The organism is Francisella halioticida, from assembly GCF_002211785.1.
GTDB classification, from domain to species: Bacteria; Pseudomonadota; Gammaproteobacteria; order Francisellales; family Francisellaceae; genus Francisella; species Francisella halioticida.
The window spans coordinates 1,409,640-1,427,576 of the sequence record NZ_CP022132.1 but is presented as its reverse complement, the minus strand read 5'-3'; the positions used below and the strand labels follow the sequence as shown (position 1 = coordinate 1,427,576).

The following is a 17,937-nucleotide window of genomic DNA, read 5'->3' as shown; positions in this document are numbered from 1 at the left end:
ATTTTAATTTAATATATCATATTAGCAAGCGCTTGGATAATTAATTACTTAAAAATGAGCCAACTTAAAAATTTTTTGGATAATATTAAAAAACACGATAAAAATATTTTTTTTTTTGGTACAAAAAAATCTCGTATCAAGAGGTTTTGAATAAATCTTATGATTTAGCTAGATTATTGGAATCTTATGGTTATAAAAAAATATTTTTTAATCTTAAAAATTCACCATTATCAATTAGTTTATATATTGCTAGTTGGATAGCTGATATAGACCTTTTTGTACCTATTAATCCTCGACTAGTTGATTCTGAACTTAAAAGTATATTAGAAGAAGACTCGTTATTTATAACAGATAAGTTAAGTCATTTAGAAATAAAAGGATTAGAAATACTATATGTAAAAGATGAAATAGAATTCTTAGATAATTTACCAAAGACACAGGATTATGAAATATTTGCAAAAGTAATAACTGCACATGTAAGCTCAGGAACCACAGGATTTTATCAAAAGCATCAACATAATATTAACCAAATCATAGAGTATGCGCAAAATAGGGTCGATGATTTAGGTATTAAGCAAGATGATCATTTATTGGTAGCTTTATCAATAAACCATGCATTTGCTTTTTCTTACCAGCTTTTACCGGCTTTGGTTATGGGGATAGATATTACAGTTATTCCAGAGTTCGATCCTAAACTAGTTGCTAAAATTATTAATGAGTTTAATGTAACTGCTTTAGGGTTGTTGCCAGCAATGTATCATTTTTTAATTAAAGAAAAAATTAATCAAAAAAATAAGTTACGTTATTTAAGTGTCGCAGGAGATATAACATCTGAATCTTTAAATAATTTAGTAAAAGTAAAACTAGGTATCCCATTGCAGAATGGAATAGGTATGACAGAAGTTTTTGGTTATGGTCAAAATACATCTAATAAGGATTGTAACACTGTAAAGATTTTTGCAGATACTAAGGTAAAAATAGCTAAATTTGAGAATAGTAATTACGGAAAGATTTTTATCAAAAATAATATGCTTCCTTTAAATAATAAAGGTGAGTGGTTAGAGACAGGTGATATAGGCAGCTTTGATAATCAAAAATATCAGCTTACCTTTTATGGTAGGTATAAAGATATTATAATAAAAGGCGGTTCAAATATTTCACCAATTGAGTTCGAAAAGTATATTCTAAAAATACCTGAAATTAAAAGCTGTGTTGTTGTTGGTAAATACGATAAAATATGGGGAGAAAGTATTTGGGCAATTTTAGTTTCTGATAAAGAGTATTTATTAGACTCTATAAATAATGAGCTTACTAAATATGTATCTGAATATAAGAAGCTAGATGGCGTTGTATATCTTGATAAGATTCCTATGACATTAACAGGTAAAACAGATAGAAAAAAGCTAAAAGAATTAATTAATAATGAACTCTAAAATACCTCAGTTTGCCATATTTGAAAATACTTTAGTAGATAGCGGGAATTACTATTTTTATAATCCTACTAAAGAAGTTATAGCTTATGATAAAGAATCTTTAGAATTAGCTTTTTATGAGTTAGAAAAGCTTCAGCAACAAGGCTTATACTTAGCTGGATATATTAGTTATGAGGCAGGTTATTATTTAAAAGATGAGTTAAAACACTTACGTTTACCTAATGATGGAAGACTACTTCATTTTGTGGCTTTTAAGAATCTTAGCTATGATGTGCCTAATTTCTCTAATATAGCTAGTTCTATAGATTTAATGATAGATAATCTTAGTTTTGAAGATTATTCTAAAGATTTTGAAAAAGTTCAATTAGCTCTCACAGATGGAGAGAGTTACGAAGTTAATTTAACTAAAAATATTCTTGCAGCATCTAGTTTTAGTAGCCAGGAATTATATAGTAGTTTAAAACAAAATCAGTTAGTTAAATATGCAGCATATTTACCGTTTTTGAATCCTGATCTAATATCAATTTCACCAGAACTTTTCTTTAAGAAAGAAAATAATACTATTATAGTAAGACCAATGAAAGGTACTGCTAGACTTAGCGGTAATGATCAAAAAGACTTAGAAATTTTTCAAGAACTAGAATCTTGTGACAAAAATAAAGCTGAGAACTTAATAATCGTTGATTTGCTAAGAAATGATTTATCAGGCATTGCAAATACTCATACAGTTAAGGTAGATAAACTTTTTTTAATAGAAAAATATAAAAATCTTTTACAAATGACCTCACAAATATCTGCCAATGTAGATAAACAAATATCTTTTAGAAAGATATTAGTTAGTTTATTTCCTTGTGGATCTATAACAGGAGCTCCTAAAAAAAGAACTATGGAGCTAATAAAACATATAGAAAAGCAAAATAGAGGGGTTTATACAGGGAGTATTGGTTATATATTACCTAATAATAATATGTGTTTTAATGTTGCTATAAGAACCATCCAGAAGTATTCAAACAATATCCAAATTGGAGTAGGAGGCGCTATAACTGTATATTCAGATGTGGAGTCTGAGTGGCATGAAATGGATACGAAAATAGCATTTATCAAACAAATGTATAAACCTGATTTTTCTTTGATAGAAAGTTTTTATTATAGTAATGGATTTAAATATTTACATTTACATTTGGAGCGTCTTGAAAATACAGTTAAACGATTATTTTTTGATATAAATATAGTGGATATTAAAAATCGACTAATTGACTACTGTAAAAAAATACATAAAAGCAAAGAGTATAAAATTCGTCTTGAATATAGCTATGATAAATCTCTTATTATTGAGCATAGTCAAATAGATACAAATATTAAGCAATCTGTTAAGCTAATAGTTTGTCCAGAGAGAGTAGATTCTAAAAATAAACTATTTCAATATAAAACAACTCATAATTCTACACGTGGTTTTTATACGCAAATGCATAATAAGTATATTAATACTAAAAATGACTACGAGCTTATATTTTTAAATGAAAATGACTATGTTACAGAAACTAGATTTCATAATATAATTATTGAAAAAGATAGGCAGCTATATACGCCAAAACTAGTCGATGGTGTTTTAAATGGTATTGCTAGAAAATCTATGATAATTGAGACAAATCTAAAACCTAAAAGTTTAACTATGGATGATTTAAAATATGCAGATAAAATATATCTTATCAATAGTGTTAGAGGCTTAACGCCAGCATACTTAGAGGTATAAGATGGTTTTATATATTGATCATTATGATTCATTTACAAATATTATAGTTGATTATATAACCTATCTTGGTCATAAGGTATGTGTAAAAAAAACAGATCAGGAAATAAAAAGTATTGAACAATATAGCCATATTATAATTGGGCCTGGACCTGGACATCCTAATGAATTAAAAGATAAATATTCAATTATTAAATATTGTGAGCAAAATAATAGACCTTTATTAGGTATATGTTTAGGTCATCAGCTAATAGCTCAGTACTATGGTTCTAGTATAATAAGAGCTAAACAGATATATCATGGAAAAATCTCTAAAATTAGAAAGCTAGAGGAATCTATATTATATAAAAATCATACAGAAAACTTTGATGTTACACGTTATCATTCATTAATAGTAGATGGAATTAATGATCCTCTAGTTACTATAGCTGTGGCTAATAATAATGAAATTATGGCTTTTGAGCATAAAGAGGTCAAAATTTTTGGGGTTCAATATCATCCAGAAGCATATTTGACTAAGTATGGCTTGGAAACTTTAAATAATTTTTTAAATAACTAGTATTCAAAGAACCCTTTTCATTATTTGTTTTGTTTAAGAGAGACTATTCCAACAAAGCTTAATAAAATAAAGATGATGCTTATTAAGATTGTAATGTTTATAGAAAATATAATTATAAATCCACTCAATACACATATTATAGAATTACCCAACATAGCAAGAGATGTTCGAAATCCTAAAATTTCACCTTGTTTATTATTCGATGTAGAATCTGAAAGCATAACTAATTGTAAATTATTGGCTGTACCAAATATTAAACCTAATATAATAAACTGAAAAATAACTAAATATAAGTTACTAGAGAGTAATAAAAGATAACCTATAATCATAATAGTAAGTATTAAATACAAGCTTTTTTAGGTAAGAATCTTTTATTTAAAATGAGGGAATATATAAAACACCTAAAGAAAGGCTTATACTATACACTGCTGTCAATATAGCTATAAACATAGAATTCATATTCCAATTATTGGCTAATATTATTGGATAAAATTCATAATAAGTCATAATAGAAAGCGATAAAAAAGTGCTACTAAATAATAAATATCTTATGGAATTATTATCAGCAGCTTTTAATAGATTTTTTATAATTCTAAACTCATTCAATAAATTTAATTTCTCATGAGAAATTTTTGAAATACTTTCTACAATTTTATATTTAACTAATATTGCTAATATAATAGATACAAGACAAGCAAAGTGATCATACCCTCCTATTTGGGACACTTAGGTGTTAAGAAAAGGAGACAAGATGAGATATACAAAAGAGTTTAAAGATGAAGCTGTTAAATTATGTTTACAACCAGATGCAAAAAGACGAGAAATAGCAGATAACTTAGGGGTTAAATATAAAACCATTTGCAGTTGGATATCCAAAGCCATGTCAAACCCTCAGAAAGAAATAAAGATAGATTATAAAACGCAGTACCAGCAACTATCTTTTGAAAATACTGATTTGAAGAAAAAACTCAAACAGGCAGAAACAGAGCGTGAAATACTAAAAAAGTCAGCAGCGTACTTTGCAAAGCAAAATCTGTAAGGTACGCCTTTATTAAGGAGCATTATAAAGTTATGCCAGTAACAACACTATGTAAATCTTTGAATGTGAGCACATCTTCATATTACAGATGGATTCATAAACCTATAGGTAAAAGGCAATATAATGATGCTGAACTAGATGATGCTATTTTAATGAACATAAATCTAGATATGGAAGTGTTAGGATATACAAAGAGCTTAAAGATATGGGTTGGAAAGTTACTCAACCTAGAGTATCTAAACGTATGAAATTACTTGGTTTACATGCTAAAGCGGCTCGTAAGCATAAGAAAACTACAGATTCTAACCACAACAAACATGTTTATGATAATTTATTAGAACAAAACTTCACTGCTTTATCTGTAAATCATAGGTGGGTTACAGATATAACTTATGTACCTACACAAGAGGGGTGGCTGTATCTTTGTGTGATTATAGATTTATTCTCAAGATCAGTTATTGGTTGGGCAATGGATTCTAGGATGAAAGCGGATTTAGTTTGTAATGCTTTAAATATGGCATTATTTAGAAGAAATTTTCCTAGTGGTGTGATTATACACTCTGATAAAGGGTCACAGTACTGTAGCAAACAATATCAAGACATTATTAAAGAACACTGGCTACTATCAAGTATGAGCTCTAAAGGATGCTGTTACGATAATGCTGCTTGTGAAAGTTTCTTTGGAACTTTAAAAGTAGAGTTAGTACATGATGAAAGATATAAAACTAGAGAAGAAGCTAAACTATCAATATTTGAATATATTGAAGCTTACTATAATACAAAAAGGAGACATTCTACAATAAATTATATGACTCCATATCAATTTGAATATATAATGGAAAATGAAGTAGTAAACTGTCCCAAATTGACGGGGTAGATCAATCAGAAAATTTTCCAATAGTTGGGGCACTTAAAAACTGACCAAATGGATACGCTGCTAAAGTAAATCCTAAACCTATATATAATGCTTTTTTAGAATAAAAAGAAAACAGAATATTCTTATGTATAAACAGTGGAGCAAAAATAGCATAGGGCATTGATGTTCCGGTAACACTAAAAAATATTATAAGTAAGAGTATATATATTTGATCTCTGTTGTTAACTTTAGTGTTCATTTATCTTAAAAAGGGACTGGGTATTTTCTTCTCACCTTTTCTATATCTGCTAAAACTTCTTGAGATAATTCAAAATTAATAGCGTCTATATTTGTTTTGAGCTGTTGCATAGTAGTTGCTCCTATTATACTAGAGCTCATATACGATTTTCTAATTGTAAATGCTATTGCCATCTGGCAAATATCTAAGTTATGTTTTTTAGCTATATCAATATATCTATTTATAACTTCATCTTTTACATCAAGTCTATAATCTAGCATATCTTTTAAACTCTGATTAGAAAAAAACTTATTTGACATACGTGACTGATCTGGACGTTTATTATTAGTATATTTACCAGTTATAATCCCTTGCTCGAGAGGCGACCATGTTAAATATGAAATCTCTTCGAGTGCACAGGTTTCCATAATATCAGTTTCATCTCTACGGCGTAGTAAATTATATTCATTTTGTAGGCTTTGAATACGTGGTAAATTATATTTTTCCGAGAGATTAATAAATTGGCTAATTCCCCATGCTGAATCATTTGATATTCCAATGTGTTTAATTTTACCAGCTTTAATAAGGTCATTGCAGGTTTGTAAAGTTTCTAAAATATTCTCAATAATCTGTGGTTTATCCAAATTATTTTTAGTAGGCTCAAAGTTCCACCATAAATTAAAATGGTAGTGTGGTCTATTCATAGGCCAATGAAATTGGTAAAGATCAATATAATCAGTTTTTAACCTTTTGAGACTATTATCTACAGCTAAAATAATATTTCTCTTATTAATTAGAGGAGTATCTTCATTTCTAGCATAAGAAATAGGTGAGAATTTTGTTGCTAGGATAACTTTTTCTCTTTTTTTTGTAGATTCAATCCAATTTCCTATAATCTCCTCTGTTTTTCCATAAGTTTCAGGAGTTCTAGGGAAAGCATACATTTCAGCAGTATCCCAAAAATTCACACCTTTAGAAAGAGCATAATCCATTTGTTCAAAACCCTCTTTCTGAGAATTTTGTTGCCCCCAGGTCATAGTTCCCAAGCATATTCTACTAATATTGATATCAGTTTTACCTAATTTTGTATATTTCATATTCTATTGACCTTATTTAATTTAGTAACAGATTATAATAAATAAACTATCCCTGTTATTCAATACCACTTTATAAAATATTTTTATTCCTTGCTTTTATGCAGCATCTAAAATACCAGAATATACTTCATCAGGAGTCATATATCCAATACTAGAATGTAGTCTTTCATTGTTGTAAATATTAATATATTCTTTGATACCTACTTTAGCCTCTTTCATAGTTATATATGATGCCGGATAAACATTTTCATATTTCAGTGTTCTCCAAAATCTCTCAATTGCAATATTATCTATAGATCTTCCTTTAGCATCCATAGATATATTTATTTTATTATCAGATAATATTTTAATATGCTCTTTTGCTGTATATTGAGTTCCTTGATCAGAGTTAAAGATATCAGGTTTACCATATTTAAATAAAGCTTCTTTTAACACACTAGTTGTTAGATGTGTATCCATAGTATTAAAAATCTTCCAAGCTAGTATTTTCTTGCTATGCCAATCTATTATGGCTGCTAAATATGCATACCCACATTCTAGTCTAATATACGTGATATCAGCACTCCATACCTTATTAGCTTTATCTATAACAACCTGATTCGTCTCATTTTTAAATACATTAAGTAAGTATGGATATTTCTTGTGTTGCTTATTAATGACAGTTGTCTTTTTTTATGGGACTTTTGATGTCTGGGCATTGAATAAATTATAATAATCTCCATGTAAATAATTTTGAAATAGATCATTATATGTCCTTTCCTTTTGGTAATTTTGCCTATACAAATTCATTTAGAGAAGAGTTATATGATAGCTTTGAAACTTATGCTGATACCACATTTGAATTAATAGATGCTTTATCATCATCAAATGCTAAAACTGCTGTTGAGCTATCTTTATCCCCATTTTTTACTCGACAATATAGCAGCATATCTCAGATACTAAAGATAGAATCACAATCATCGATATTGGGTAAAGTGGGAACAAAATTGATTAATGAAATAAAATTAAACAATTCATCCAACATACATTTTTATGCTCTAGATGAAACATCAATCTTAAAGCCTAACTCAAAAAGCATGGATGGAAGAAGATTTGTTTATGGATTGACTAATGGTACGGGTAAAGTTGGCATAGGTCATTCATACTCTTATTTAGTATACTTAGGTCAGGAGATGGGGCAATGGGTGGTACCTGTTAATTTGCAGCGAGTGACTGCTGCTTGATTCTGGTATTAGTGTAAGCTTAGATCAATTCCATAAATACATATCTAATCAAGAGAATTCAGGAGATATTAATGTTCTGATTGGTGACTCAAAATACAGTTCAATGGAATGTATTCATAGAGTTTACTCAGAACATAATAATACATTATTGTTAAGCAGGCTTAACTCTGTTAGAAATTTATCTTTTCAAGATCATAGTGATAATAAGCTCAAAAAATATGGTGAGTCTTTTAAATTAAATGATGAATCAATATGGACTACAGCTCCATCTGATTCTGAACAATGTGAAATAGTTACTACACGAGGAAAAGTATATACTGTAAAATTGACTCGTTGGAATAATTTAATTATTCATGGAAAAAGGAACATGCCAATGCATGAGAATTGTTTTGATATTGTTAAAGTTCAAGTTTTTAAAGACAATGGAGATCCAGTATACTACAAAAATATGTGGTTGATGTTAGCTGGCAAAGATAGAGGAAAGCTGACTAGTTTTATACTACCCCAATAAATTAAACAATATTTTCAATTATTTAGTTCCCATCTAAGCCGCCCGTTTTTCCAATAAGTTATCGTAATAAAATTCCATAGGTTTTTTATAATTGATAGACTCATGAAATCTTCTATTATTATAAAAATCGATATAATCATCCACATCGTTTCTTAGTTCAACAATGACAGGATATTGATTTAAATAAAATCTCTCACATTTAGCACTTCTCCAAAATCTTTCGATGCAAATGTTATCAGTTGCTCTACCTTTACCATCCATAGATATAGTAATTTTTTTATCCAATAATATTTGGATATGAATGTTAGATGTGTACTGGCTACCTTGATCAGTGTTAAATATTTCTGGTACTCCATATTTATACAGAGCTTCATTTAAAACTTTCATAACTAAACTACTATCCATAGTGTTGGATATCTCCCAACTTAGTACAGCCTTAGAGTACCAATCAATAATAGCTGCCATATAAACTGTGCCAGCATCAGTCTTAATATATGTAATATCTGTAGACCAAACTTGATTAGGTCTCAATATGCTTAAACCTTTTAGTTTGTAACTATAAATAGCATGCTCTTTGTTAGGTTCAGATAAGTTTAAGTTTGGTTTTTTCACCGCCAATATAGCTTTGATGCCTAACTCTTTACGATACTTTTGTACTGTGTTCTCACAGATGCTAAACCCATCTTCTATTAATTGCTTATGAGCTTTTATATAGCCGTAGCAGGGAATCTCCTCATGTATCTGTATAAGCTTTGCTTTTACTTCTTCTTTATGTTCGTTAACCACAGGCTTGTAATATAAACCAGCTCTAGAAACTTCTAATAAGAAACTTTGTTTTACAACAGATAATTTATGCTTAGGATCAATTATCGCTTTTCTATCAGATAATCCCAAGCTTACGAGCTTTCCCTCAAGAAATTCCTTCTCAATTGTTAGTTGTCCAACCTTCTTAGAATACTGATCTATCTTGGTTTGAAGCTTTGCATTGTCTTTTTTATATTGTGATACTGATTTGGATGGATCCATTGCCAACTCAGCATTTTCTAAAAAGGCTGTTTTTCAATTATTTATGTTTTTGGGCGTAATATTATATTTTACTGATAACTGTGTGATTGTTTGATCTTTCCCCAATACTTCCAAGACAACTTTAGTCTTAAATTCAACGGTATATATTTTTCTCTTATTACTCATTTACATTTATCCTAAATTGCTCATTTATAGTTTAGCTACTTTAGGAACTAAATTCTCAAAATTGTTGTTACAATTTCATGGGGTATTATATTTTGAAATATTTTCTAGATATTCAAGTAGATTTAATATTGAGCATTTCTTTAGGTTTTCTAAGCAACATTTACTTTTAGGTAAATATGAAACTCCAGATACTCCAACACTAGATATTTGGAATCAAGTTAGTGTACTTGCCTACATAAATTCACTTGCATGTGCAAGTTTATTGGATACGGATTTATTACATCCTTGGCAAAAACAAATGCGTAAAAACAATAGTATTTACACGCCTTATCAAGTGCAAAGGAATCTATCAACCATATTACAAGAGATTGGTTCACCAGCAAAGCATTGTGTATATAAATCTCATGGATATGGACGAGCTCCAGGTACTATTTTAAATAAAAGAGCTTCTTATCAGCCTTATAAAAAATCAGAAAATAGTGAGTATGGTAAAAAACAAAAAATACCAGACTCTAAGATAGTTTTGAAAAAGTCTAAAAATGAAATAATTGGTGTTCTAGAACTAACAAATCATCAAACTAATTTGTTAAATTCCTATATAAATTAGGCAGATTTTAGAAAATTATATAGTATTTGAGATTCCGCTGATAGGTGGAAGAGATTACTACACATCAAAAGTCCTATTTTAGGATACAATGCCTTAATACCCATGAATTCTATAGCACTTTTGATTAGCTTCCTTCCAACTAGAAATCCTAATCTATTTAGCAACTTTACTAGCCTTCTCGTACCATAATATGGATGTTTAGTATGTATCAAATCTATTGCATTTAATAGTTTAATATCATCATTACTACTAAATTTTGATATTGGTGTATAATAGTACACACTCTTAGATACAGATAATAGTTTAAGCTGATTATTTAAAGATAATTCTAGCTTAGTATCTACAGAGTTTACTCTATCATTTGATGATACCAAGCTTTTTAGCTTTCCCATTAAAAAATCCCTCTCTACTATTACCTCGCCTAGTTCTTTACTTGTTGCATCTTTATCTTTTCTAAGCTCATCTATTTCCTGCTTATACTCCTTAACAACAGAGCTTTTATCAAATGCTAAGCAAGCATTAGATAAAAATTGCTGCTTCCAATTATGCACGTTTTTAGGAAGTAAATCATACTTACTTGCTATCTCATTAACTGTCATATCGCCTTCTAGCAATTCTATAATTACTTTAGCTTTAAAATCAGCTGTATACGTTACTCTTTTTTTACTCATTTATCCATTTCCTAATTTATCTAGTTAAGTTTAACATCTAGGAATAAAAATCTTTCTAAAATCAGTAGCTTTTTCTGGGGACATTATATTTTGTTATTCTTAAATTAATAATGACTAAAATTTAATAAAAATTTAATTGTTCTAGACTTTAGGCCTAGTAACTATTATTATCTAGGAAAATTCATAGAAAGAGGCTTAAAATGTCAGATAATAGATATGAAATTACAAAAAAAGTAACAATTGTAGGAATGTTTGTAAATGCATTGCTTGCAATATCTAAAACAATAGTTGGAGTAGTTGGGCGCTCACCAGCCTTATTTGCAGATGGTATTCACTCTTTTTCAGACGTGTTGAGTGACTTTATGGTTTTGTTTGCAGCAAAATATGCAAATAAAGGTGAAGATCATAATCATCCATACGGTCATGAAAGATTTGAGACATTAGCAACACTTGTGCTTTCTGGTATGCTTATAGCTATTGGTTTTATGATTGTTTATCATTCATTAGCAGACTTAATTAGTGGCAACTATGTTACCCCAGATAGATTTACAGTTTTTGCAGCTATTTTTTCGATAATAGGTAATGAGTTTATTTATCAATATACCATGAGAGCCGCAAATAAAATTAATTCTGATATGTTAAGAGCAAATGCATTGCATAGTCGTTCTGATATGTGGTCTTCAGTAGTTGTTTTAATTGGCTTAATAGGATCTTTTTTAGGGTTTGCATGGATGGATGCTATAGCTGCTCTTGTGGTATGCTATATGATTGTCAAAATGGGCGTCAAATGGGGCTACTATGCTGTTGCTGAATTGATTGATGAAGGTGTAGATGACGAAACGCGTAAGAATATAAAAGCAATAATAACAGGTACTGAAGGGGTTGAAGATTTTCACTACTTAAGAACGAGGAAAATGGCCAGTAAAATTGTTTTAGATGTCCATGTTTTGGTTAATAAGTTTAGTACAGCTTCAGAGGGTCATTATATTGCAGAGATTGTCAAAAGTAATATTTATCACAATATTGAAAATATAAAAGATATCACAGTACATGTTGATGTTACAAACCATGAAGACAGTGTAATAAAACTAGAAAATTTTGAGCCATCAAGAAAAGATATTTTTAAAATTATATCTGAATTTTTTGCTGAAAATAATCTAGATTTAAAAGTTATTTTATCAAAAAGAAGCTCTATATATTATTTTGATAATGAAATAATTGTTGATCTTTATGTTAAAAGATCAAATGATTTAAAAAGATACTCAAATGAGTTGAAGAATCTAGCATATAAAGATTATAATATTAGTATTAATCTATACTGTCAGCTTGTTGATAAGTAATTTGTAAGGTTCTTAAATGAAAATTAGAAAAGCAGTATTTCCTGTTGCCGGTTGGGGTACTAGATTTTTACCAGCAACAAAATCATGCCCCAAAGAAATGTTGACAGTAGTCGACAAACCTCTTATACAATATGCTGTAGAAGAAGCAATTGAATCTGGTTGTAAAGAAATAATATTTGTTACGAGTTCTAATAAAAAATCTTTAGAAGATCATTTTGATAGAAATTTTGAATTAGAGTATTCACTTGAAAAAAAGCAGAAGTATGAGTTGCTAGAGATGGTGAGAAACATTATTCCAAAAGATGTAAGTTTTTTCTTTGTGCGCCAGCCCGAGGCTCTTGGATTAGGTCATGCAGTATTGTGTGCTAAACCTCTTGTTGGAATTGAAGATTTTGCAGTTATATTACCTGATGATCTTATTTATAATCATGATTGTGGTACTGGAGTTTTAAAACAGATGGTTAAGTCTGTTGAAGGTACTGATATTAGAGGATGCATAGCTACTCAACAAGTTAAAAAAACTGAAACAGAATCATATGGTATTGTTGCAAAAGATCAGCAAGACATGATAAAAGCAATTGTAGAAAAGCCTTCCCCAGAAAAAACACCATCAACAAATGCTGTGGTTGGTAGATATTTATTACCCAATAAAATTTTTAGATGCTTAGAGATGACATCTGAAGGAGCTGGTGGTGAAATTCAATTAACAGATGCTATTGCTAAGTTAATAGAGCAGGAGGAGAAAATACTTTCTTATGAATTCAAAGGAACTCGTTATGATTGTGGTAGTAAATTAGGGTTTTTAATCGCTAACTATGAAATAGCTCTGAAGCATCAAGAATTGGGTGAAAAATTCAAAAATTATCTTCAAAATAGACACTAAATTTGTTAATAACCTACTATTCTATAACTTAAAATTTTTCTTAAATATGCTATTATGAAGTTAAGATTGAATTTATTTTATTAGTGGTCATGATGCCGTATTCAAAATTTCAAGTATCTCAAGAGTTTATTGATAGTTCTCATGTTAATAGTGAATTGTATGAAAAGCTTTATAAAGAATCTTTAAGTAACTCAGAAGAGTTTTGGTCTAAACAAGCAAATCGTATACATTGGGATAAACCCTTTAGCAAAGCATCTAATAGTAGTTTTGAACCTGTTAATATAAAATGGTTTGAAGATGGGCAGTTAAATGTTTGTTATAACTGTGTAGATAGACATCTACCAGAAAGAGCTAACCAAGTAGCATTTATATGGCAAGCTGATAATCCAAAGAAATCAAGAAAAATCACATATCGAGAGCTTTATCATAGAGTATGTGAGATGGCTAATATTTTAGAAAATAATGGTGTAAAACAGGGTGATATTGTAACTATATACATGCCATTAGTACCAGAATCAATATATGCAATGTTAGCATGTGCGCGTATAGGTGCGACACATTCTGTCGTATTTGGTGGGTTCTCTGCAGAGTCTTTAAAACATCGTATTATAAATGCTAAAAGTGACTTTATAATAACAGTTGATGAGTCTGTCAGGTGTGGTAAAAAAATCCCTATGAAAGCAGCTGTTGACAAAATCATACCTGATATTGGTTTTGTTAGAAAAGTTTTAGTAGTACGTAATACAGAAACAGATAATATATCATGGAATGAAAAACTTGATATTTGCTATTCAGAAGAATTAAAAAAAGTTTCAAATGAACATAAACCAAAATCTTTTAAAGCAGAAACTCCCTTATTTATGTTGTATACTTCAGGTTCAACTGGAGCCCCTAAAGGTTTAGTACATACATCAGGAGGATATTTAGTTTATGCTAGTATGACACATAAATTAGTATTTGACCATAAAGATCACGATGTGTATTGGTGCACAGCAGATATTGGCTGGATAACCGGGCATACATATGTAGTTTATGGACCTCTTGCTAATGGAGCCACTTCGGTTATATTTGAGGGCGTACCTACATACCCAGATGCTTCAAGACTATGGCAAGAAGTTGATCAACATAATGTTAGCATTTTATATACAGCGCCAACTTTAGTTAGATCTTTATTAAAGGTTGGTGATGATTATCTTAAAACTACAAGAAGAAAATCTCTACGAGTACTAGGATCAGTTGGTGAACCAATCAATCCTGAAGCATGGCATTGGTTTGTAGAAAAAGCTGGTAATAATCAAGCTCCTTTAGTAGATACCTGGTGGCAAACTGAAACCGGTGGGCATATGATTACACCTTTGCCAGGAGCACATAAGTTAAAACCTGGATCTGCTTCTAAGCCCTTTTTTGGTGTTGAAGTTGCTTTATTTGATACAGAGGGCAACGAAATACATGGTGAAGGAAAAGGTGCTTTATGTATAAAAAGAGCTACTCCTGGAATGGCAAGAACTATCTTTGGAGATCATGATAGATATTTGCAAACTTATTTTTCTAGCTTTAAAGGGCATTATTTCTCAGGGGATGCAGCTAGAAGGGATGCGGATGGTTATATCTGGATAGAAGGGCGTATGGATGATGTAATAAATGTTTCAGGACATAGAATGGCAACTGCAGAAATAGAAGCAGCTCTAAATACTCATCCTGCAGTTGCTGAAAGTGCTGTTGTTGGTATGCCTCATGATATTAAAGGAGAGGCTATATATGTTTATTGTATTCTTAAGAAAAATGAAGATAATAACCAAATAGCTCTTGATGATGTTAGTAAATCTTTAATTAAATATGTTCGTCAAGAGATTGGTCCTGTAGCAACACCAGAGGTTATTCAGTTTACTCCAGAGCTTCCAAAAACTAGGTCAGGTAAGATTATGCGTAGAATTTTAAGAAAAATAGCAGCAAAAGATTTTGAAAATTTTGGAGATATCTCTACACTATTAAATCCAGATATAGTAGAGTATCTAAAAAATAATAGATAAAATTAAATCATGAATAATTCTTCTTTAGTAAAAGGCTATTTTAAGATAGTTCTGGCTTTGTTTTTTTGGGCTAGTTTATATCATATTGCTCCTTTACCACTTAAATATGTTGATATATATTTAGTAGGTCTGATACGTTATGTTTTTGCATCATTGATTTTTCTGGTAATACACTATTATTATACTAAGACATTTTTTCCTAAGCTTAATATAAAACAATGGCTATACGTTATAGCTGTAGGTTTTTTTGGAGTGTTTCTGTACAATATAACGTTTTTATGGGCAGAAAAGTTAATATCTGGAAACATTGTAGCCATTATTTATGCTTTTACGCCATGTCTTATTATAATATTATCAAGTTATATATTTAGTTTAAAAGTTAATCAGCAAGCAAAAGTCGGTATTCTTGTAGCATTGCTTGGTACTGTGGGGGTTGTTTTGTTCTCAAGTGGTGCGTCTGCTTCTGAATGTTTGAGTGGTATACAAATTAATGCTGGTGAAGTACTAAGTGTACTAGCTGTTATATGTTTTGCTGCTTATGCAATATTAGGTAAATGTTGTGTAAGAGAAGGCATTCATATGATTACTATAAATACTTACGCAGCAATTGTTGGTATGATAATGTTTGCTATAGTTAGTTTATTTAAGTCAGATTTTTCTCAACTTGCTCATACTGATATCAAATTTTGGGGAAGTATGCTTTATATAGCAGCATTTGCAACTGTAGTTGCCTATGTTTGGTATCTTGGAGCCCTTGAGGAAATAGGAGTATACAAAACAGCAGTTTTTCAAAATACTTTACCATTTTTAGTTATTTTTATAGGTTTTCTTTTTTATGGAGAGACTATTTCTATTCTATCTTTATTATTTGGAGGAGTAGTATTTTTAGGAGTATACATAACTAATGCAGCTGTTAATAAAAAGTCAGCTAGCTAGTTAGATAAAAACTATAATCATACTTAAAAAAGTTTTAAGCTTTACCTTCTTCCTCCCCCCATTCTCATACCCATTGAGCTAGCTATTGGCATACTTCTGTTAAAGTTTATATGTTGTTGAGTATAATGGTTAGCTTCTCTATCCATGTTGTACCATTTTGTTCTAGTAGCATTAGCTAGTCTATGCTGATCATGCCTACGGAAATAATATTCACACATATAAGGAATATAGCTATAAGAAGAATAGTCGTTATCATAGTATTGAGAACATTCTCCTGAATAATAACTATTTTCTATCTGGTTATTATTAAACTGTCCCTGTTATTCAATACCACTTTATAAAATATTTTTATTCCTTGCTTTTATGCAGCATCTAAAATACCAGAATATACTTCATCAGGAGTCATATATCCAATACTAGAATGTAGTCTTTCATTGTTGTAAATATCAATATATTCTTTGATACCTACTTTAGCCTCTTTCATAGTTATATATGATGCCGGATAAACATTTTCATATTTCAGTGTTCTCCAAAATCTCTCAATTGCAATATTATCTATAGATCTTCCTTTAGCATCCATAGATATATTTATTTTATTATCAGATATTATTTTAATATGCTCTTTTGCTGTATATTGAGTTCCTTGATCAGAGTTAAAGATATCAGGTTTACCATATTTAAATAACGCTTCTTTTAACACACTAGTTGTTAGATGTGTATCCATAGTATTAGAAATCTTCCAAGCTAGTGTTTTCTTGCTATGCCAATCTATTATGGCTGCTAAATATGCATACCCACATTCTAGTCTAATATACGTGATATCAGCACTCCATACCTTATTAGCTTTATCTATAACAACCTGATTCGTCTCATTTTTAAATACATTAAGTAAGTATGGATATTTCTTGTGTTGCTTATTAATGACAGTTGTCTTTTTTTTAGGATACAATGCCTTAATACCCATGAATTCCATAGCACTTTTGATTAGCTTCCTTCCAACTAGAAATCCTAATCTATTTAGCAACTTTACTAGCCTTCTCGTACCATAATATGGATGTTTAGTATGTATCAAATCTATTGCATTTAATAGTTTAATATCATCATTACTACTAAATTTTGATATTGGTGTATAATAGTACACACTCTTAGATACAGATAATAGTTTAAGCTGATTATTTAAAGATAATTCTAGCTTAGTATCTACAGAGTTTACTCTATCATTTGATGATACCAAGCTTTTTAGCTTTCCCATTAAAAAATCCCTCTCTACTATTACCTCGACTAGTTCTTTACTTGTTGCATCTTTATCTTTTCTAAGCTCATCTATTTCCTGCTTATACTCCTTAACAATAGAGCTTTTATCAAATGCTAAGCAAGCATTAGATAAAAATTGCTGCTTCCAATTATGCACGTTTTTAGGAAGTAAATCATACTTACTTGCTATCTCATTAACTGTCATATCGCCTTCTAGCAATTCTATAATTACTTTAGCTTTAAAATCAGCTGTATACGTTACTCTTTTTTTACTCATTTATCTATTTCCTAATTTATCTAGTTAAGTTTAACATCTAGG

20 protein-coding genes and 1 pseudogene are annotated in these 17,937 nt (G+C 29.9%); 13 read left to right on the top strand and 8 right to left on the bottom strand.

Translation table 11 applies throughout. From position 1 onward, the window contains the following. Window positions 1-54: 54 nt before the first annotated feature. The 3 genes and pseudogenes from CDV26_RS07635 (at window position 55) to CDV26_RS07625 (ending at window position 3,742) form a co-directional block, all read left to right on the top strand. A pseudogene (locus CDV26_RS07635) lies at window positions 55-1,433 on the top strand (class I adenylate-forming enzyme family protein). Continuing rightward, window positions 1,423-3,186: a bifunctional chorismate-binding protein/class IV aminotransferase gene (locus tag CDV26_RS07630; RefSeq protein WP_420809882.1), complete on the top strand. Its 1,764-nt coding sequence runs from the start codon at window positions 1,423-1,425 to the stop codon at window positions 3,184-3,186. The pseudogene CDV26_RS07635 and the gene CDV26_RS07630 overlap by 11 nt, the downstream one beginning before the upstream one ends. A 1-nt stretch (window position 3,187) precedes the next feature. After that, entirely contained in the window at window positions 3,188-3,742 is a 555-nt protein-coding gene (locus CDV26_RS07625) for an anthranilate synthase component II (RefSeq protein ID WP_088772774.1), read from the top strand. Between the two features lie 375 nt (window positions 3,743-4,117). Here the strand turns inward: CDV26_RS07625 and CDV26_RS07615 are convergent, their stop codons facing one another. Then, complete coding sequence (locus tag CDV26_RS07615; protein WP_088772772.1) at window positions 4,118-4,468, bottom strand: hypothetical protein; 351 nt, start codon at window positions 4,466-4,468, stop codon at window positions 4,118-4,120. 4 nt (window positions 4,469-4,472) lie between these two features. Here CDV26_RS07615 and CDV26_RS07610 point away from each other — a divergent pair, with 4 nt between their 5' ends. The 3 genes from CDV26_RS07610 to CDV26_RS07605 are packed head-to-tail and all read left to right on the top strand — an operon-like array spanning window position 4,473 to window position 5,658. Further along, complete coding sequence (locus CDV26_RS07610; protein WP_157671541.1) at window positions 4,473-4,781, top strand: transposase; 309 nt, start codon at window positions 4,473-4,475, stop codon at window positions 4,779-4,781. Between the two features lie 32 nt (window positions 4,782-4,813). Beyond that, window positions 4,814-5,029: a hypothetical protein gene (locus tag CDV26_RS12190; RefSeq protein ID WP_088771820.1), complete on the top strand. Its 216-nt coding sequence runs from the start codon at window positions 4,814-4,816 to the stop codon at window positions 5,027-5,029. Beyond that, the gene (locus CDV26_RS07605; RefSeq protein ID WP_088772770.1) at window positions 4,987-5,658 is read left to right on the top strand and encodes an IS3 family transposase; all 672 of its coding nucleotides are present in this window, start codon (window positions 4,987-4,989) and stop codon (window positions 5,656-5,658) included. The genes CDV26_RS12190 and CDV26_RS07605 overlap by 43 nt, the downstream gene beginning before the upstream one ends. A 243-nt stretch (window positions 5,659-5,901) precedes the next feature. Here CDV26_RS07605 and CDV26_RS07595 read toward each other — a convergent pair whose 3' ends face one another. Next, entirely contained in the window at window positions 5,902-6,972 is a 1,071-nt protein-coding gene (locus CDV26_RS07595; protein WP_088772768.1) for an aldo/keto reductase, read from the bottom strand. 96 nt (window positions 6,973-7,068) lie between these two features. After that, window positions 7,069-7,629: an IS3 family transposase gene (locus CDV26_RS07590; RefSeq protein ID WP_088772767.1), complete on the bottom strand. Its 561-nt coding sequence runs from the start codon at window positions 7,627-7,629 to the stop codon at window positions 7,069-7,071. Window positions 7,630-7,721: 92 nt separating this feature from the next. On the opposite strand from CDV26_RS07590, the gene CDV26_RS07585 reads away from it, so the two are divergent. Together CDV26_RS07585 and CDV26_RS07580 are read left to right on the top strand one after the other, a co-directional pair. Beyond that, the gene (locus CDV26_RS07585; RefSeq protein WP_088772766.1) at window positions 7,722-8,195 is read left to right on the top strand and encodes a hypothetical protein; all 474 of its coding nucleotides are present in this window, start codon (window positions 7,722-7,724) and stop codon (window positions 8,193-8,195) included. A 103-nt stretch (window positions 8,196-8,298) separates the two neighbouring features. Beyond that, window positions 8,299-8,706 carry a hypothetical protein gene (locus CDV26_RS07580; RefSeq protein WP_088772765.1) on the top strand — a complete coding sequence of 136 codons (408 nt, stop codon included), beginning with the start codon at window positions 8,299-8,301 and terminating at the stop codon, window positions 8,704-8,706. 33 nt (window positions 8,707-8,739) lie between these two features. On the opposite strand, the gene CDV26_RS07575 is transcribed toward CDV26_RS07580, so the two are convergent. Together CDV26_RS07575 and CDV26_RS13610 are read right to left on the bottom strand one after the other, a co-directional pair. Further along, window positions 8,740-9,732 carry an IS3 family transposase gene (locus CDV26_RS07575; RefSeq protein ID WP_088772764.1) on the bottom strand — a complete coding sequence of 331 codons (993 nt, stop codon included), beginning with the start codon at window positions 9,730-9,732 and terminating at the stop codon, window positions 8,740-8,742. A 33-nt stretch (window positions 9,733-9,765) separates the two neighbouring features. Further along, window positions 9,766-9,897, bottom strand: coding sequence for a transposase (locus tag CDV26_RS13610; RefSeq protein WP_169709695.1), 132 nt, complete (start codon window positions 9,895-9,897; stop codon window positions 9,766-9,768). 16 nt (window positions 9,898-9,913) lie between these two features. On the opposite strand from CDV26_RS13610, the gene CDV26_RS07570 reads away from it, so the two are divergent. Further along, window positions 9,914-10,504: a hypothetical protein gene (locus CDV26_RS07570; protein ID WP_169709727.1), complete on the top strand. Its 591-nt coding sequence runs from the start codon at window positions 9,914-9,916 to the stop codon at window positions 10,502-10,504. On the opposite strand, the gene CDV26_RS07565 is transcribed toward CDV26_RS07570, so the two are convergent. Beyond that, window positions 10,501-11,175, bottom strand: a complete 675-nt coding sequence (locus tag CDV26_RS07565; RefSeq protein WP_088772762.1) for a transposase — start codon at window positions 11,173-11,175, stop codon at window positions 10,501-10,503. The two genes, CDV26_RS07570 and CDV26_RS07565, sit on opposite strands and share 4 nt — an antisense overlap. A 200-nt stretch (window positions 11,176-11,375) precedes the next feature. Between CDV26_RS07565 and CDV26_RS07560 the strand changes: the two genes are divergently transcribed. From CDV26_RS07560 to CDV26_RS07545, 4 genes are all read left to right on the top strand, one after another. After that, entirely contained in the window at window positions 11,376-12,515 is a 1,140-nt protein-coding gene (locus CDV26_RS07560) for a cation diffusion facilitator family transporter (protein ID WP_088772761.1), read from the top strand. A gap of 16 nt (window positions 12,516-12,531) precedes the next feature. Further along, window positions 12,532-13,398 (top strand): UTP--glucose-1-phosphate uridylyltransferase GalU, encoded by an 867-nt coding sequence (galU, locus tag CDV26_RS07555; protein ID WP_088772760.1) that lies wholly within the window; start codon window positions 12,532-12,534, stop codon window positions 13,396-13,398. Window positions 13,399-13,490: 92 nt separating this feature from the next. Next, on the top strand, window positions 13,491-15,428 hold the full coding sequence (gene acs / locus CDV26_RS07550; RefSeq protein ID WP_088772759.1) for an acetate--CoA ligase: 1,938 nt from the start codon (window positions 13,491-13,493) through the stop codon (window positions 15,426-15,428). A gap of 9 nt (window positions 15,429-15,437) precedes the next feature. After that, window positions 15,438-16,364, top strand: coding sequence for a DMT family transporter (locus CDV26_RS07545; protein WP_088772758.1), 927 nt, complete (start codon window positions 15,438-15,440; stop codon window positions 16,362-16,364). Window positions 16,365-16,405: 41 nt separating this feature from the next. Here CDV26_RS07545 and CDV26_RS12185 read toward each other — a convergent pair whose 3' ends face one another. Together CDV26_RS12185 and CDV26_RS07540 are read right to left on the bottom strand one after the other, a co-directional pair. Next, entirely contained in the window at window positions 16,406-16,582 is a 177-nt protein-coding gene (locus tag CDV26_RS12185; RefSeq protein ID WP_157671539.1) for a hypothetical protein, read from the bottom strand. Between the two features lie 143 nt (window positions 16,583-16,725). After that, window positions 16,726-17,895 carry an IS3 family transposase gene (locus CDV26_RS07540; protein WP_088772757.1) on the bottom strand — a complete coding sequence of 390 codons (1,170 nt, stop codon included), beginning with the start codon at window positions 17,893-17,895 and terminating at the stop codon, window positions 16,726-16,728. Window positions 17,896-17,937 lie beyond the last annotated feature (42 nt).

Coding starts and splice junctions, on each gene's coding strand:
- CDV26_RS07630 (WP_420809882.1), top strand. CDS start 1,423: ATGAACTCTAAAATACCTCAGTTTGCCATATTTGAAAATACTTTAGTA.
- CDV26_RS07625 (WP_088772774.1), top strand. CDS start 3,188: ATGGTTTTATATATTGATCATTATGATTCATTTACAAATATTATAGTT.
- CDV26_RS12190 (WP_088771820.1), top strand. CDS start 4,814: ATGCCAGTAACAACACTATGTAAATCTTTGAATGTGAGCACATCTTCA.
- CDV26_RS07605 (WP_088772770.1), top strand. CDS start 4,987: ATGGGTTGGAAAGTTACTCAACCTAGAGTATCTAAACGTATGAAATTA.
- CDV26_RS07595 (WP_088772768.1), bottom strand. CDS start 6,972: ATGAAATATACAAAATTAGGTAAAACTGATATCAATATTAGTAGAATA.
- CDV26_RS07585 (WP_088772766.1), top strand. CDS start 7,722: ATGTCCTTTCCTTTTGGTAATTTTGCCTATACAAATTCATTTAGAGAA.
- CDV26_RS07580 (WP_088772765.1), top strand. CDS start 8,299: ATGGAATGTATTCATAGAGTTTACTCAGAACATAATAATACATTATTG.
- CDV26_RS07575 (WP_088772764.1), bottom strand. CDS start 9,732: ATGGATCCATCCAAATCAGTATCACAATATAAAAAAGACAATGCAAAG.
- CDV26_RS13610 (WP_169709695.1), bottom strand. CDS start 9,897: ATGAGTAATAAGAGAAAAATATATACCGTTGAATTTAAGACTAAAGTT.
- CDV26_RS07565 (WP_088772762.1), bottom strand. CDS start 11,175: ATGAGTAAAAAAAGAGTAACGTATACAGCTGATTTTAAAGCTAAAGTA.
- CDV26_RS07560 (WP_088772761.1), top strand. CDS start 11,376: ATGTCAGATAATAGATATGAAATTACAAAAAAAGTAACAATTGTAGGA.
- galU (WP_088772760.1), top strand. CDS start 12,532: ATGAAAATTAGAAAAGCAGTATTTCCTGTTGCCGGTTGGGGTACTAGA.
- acs (WP_088772759.1), top strand. CDS start 13,491: ATGCCGTATTCAAAATTTCAAGTATCTCAAGAGTTTATTGATAGTTCT.
- CDV26_RS07545 (WP_088772758.1), top strand. CDS start 15,438: ATGAATAATTCTTCTTTAGTAAAAGGCTATTTTAAGATAGTTCTGGCT.
- CDV26_RS12185 (WP_157671539.1), bottom strand. CDS start 16,582: ATGTGTGAATATTATTTCCGTAGGCATGATCAGCATAGACTAGCTAAT.
- CDV26_RS07540 (WP_088772757.1), bottom strand. CDS start 17,895: ATGAGTAAAAAAAGAGTAACGTATACAGCTGATTTTAAAGCTAAAGTA.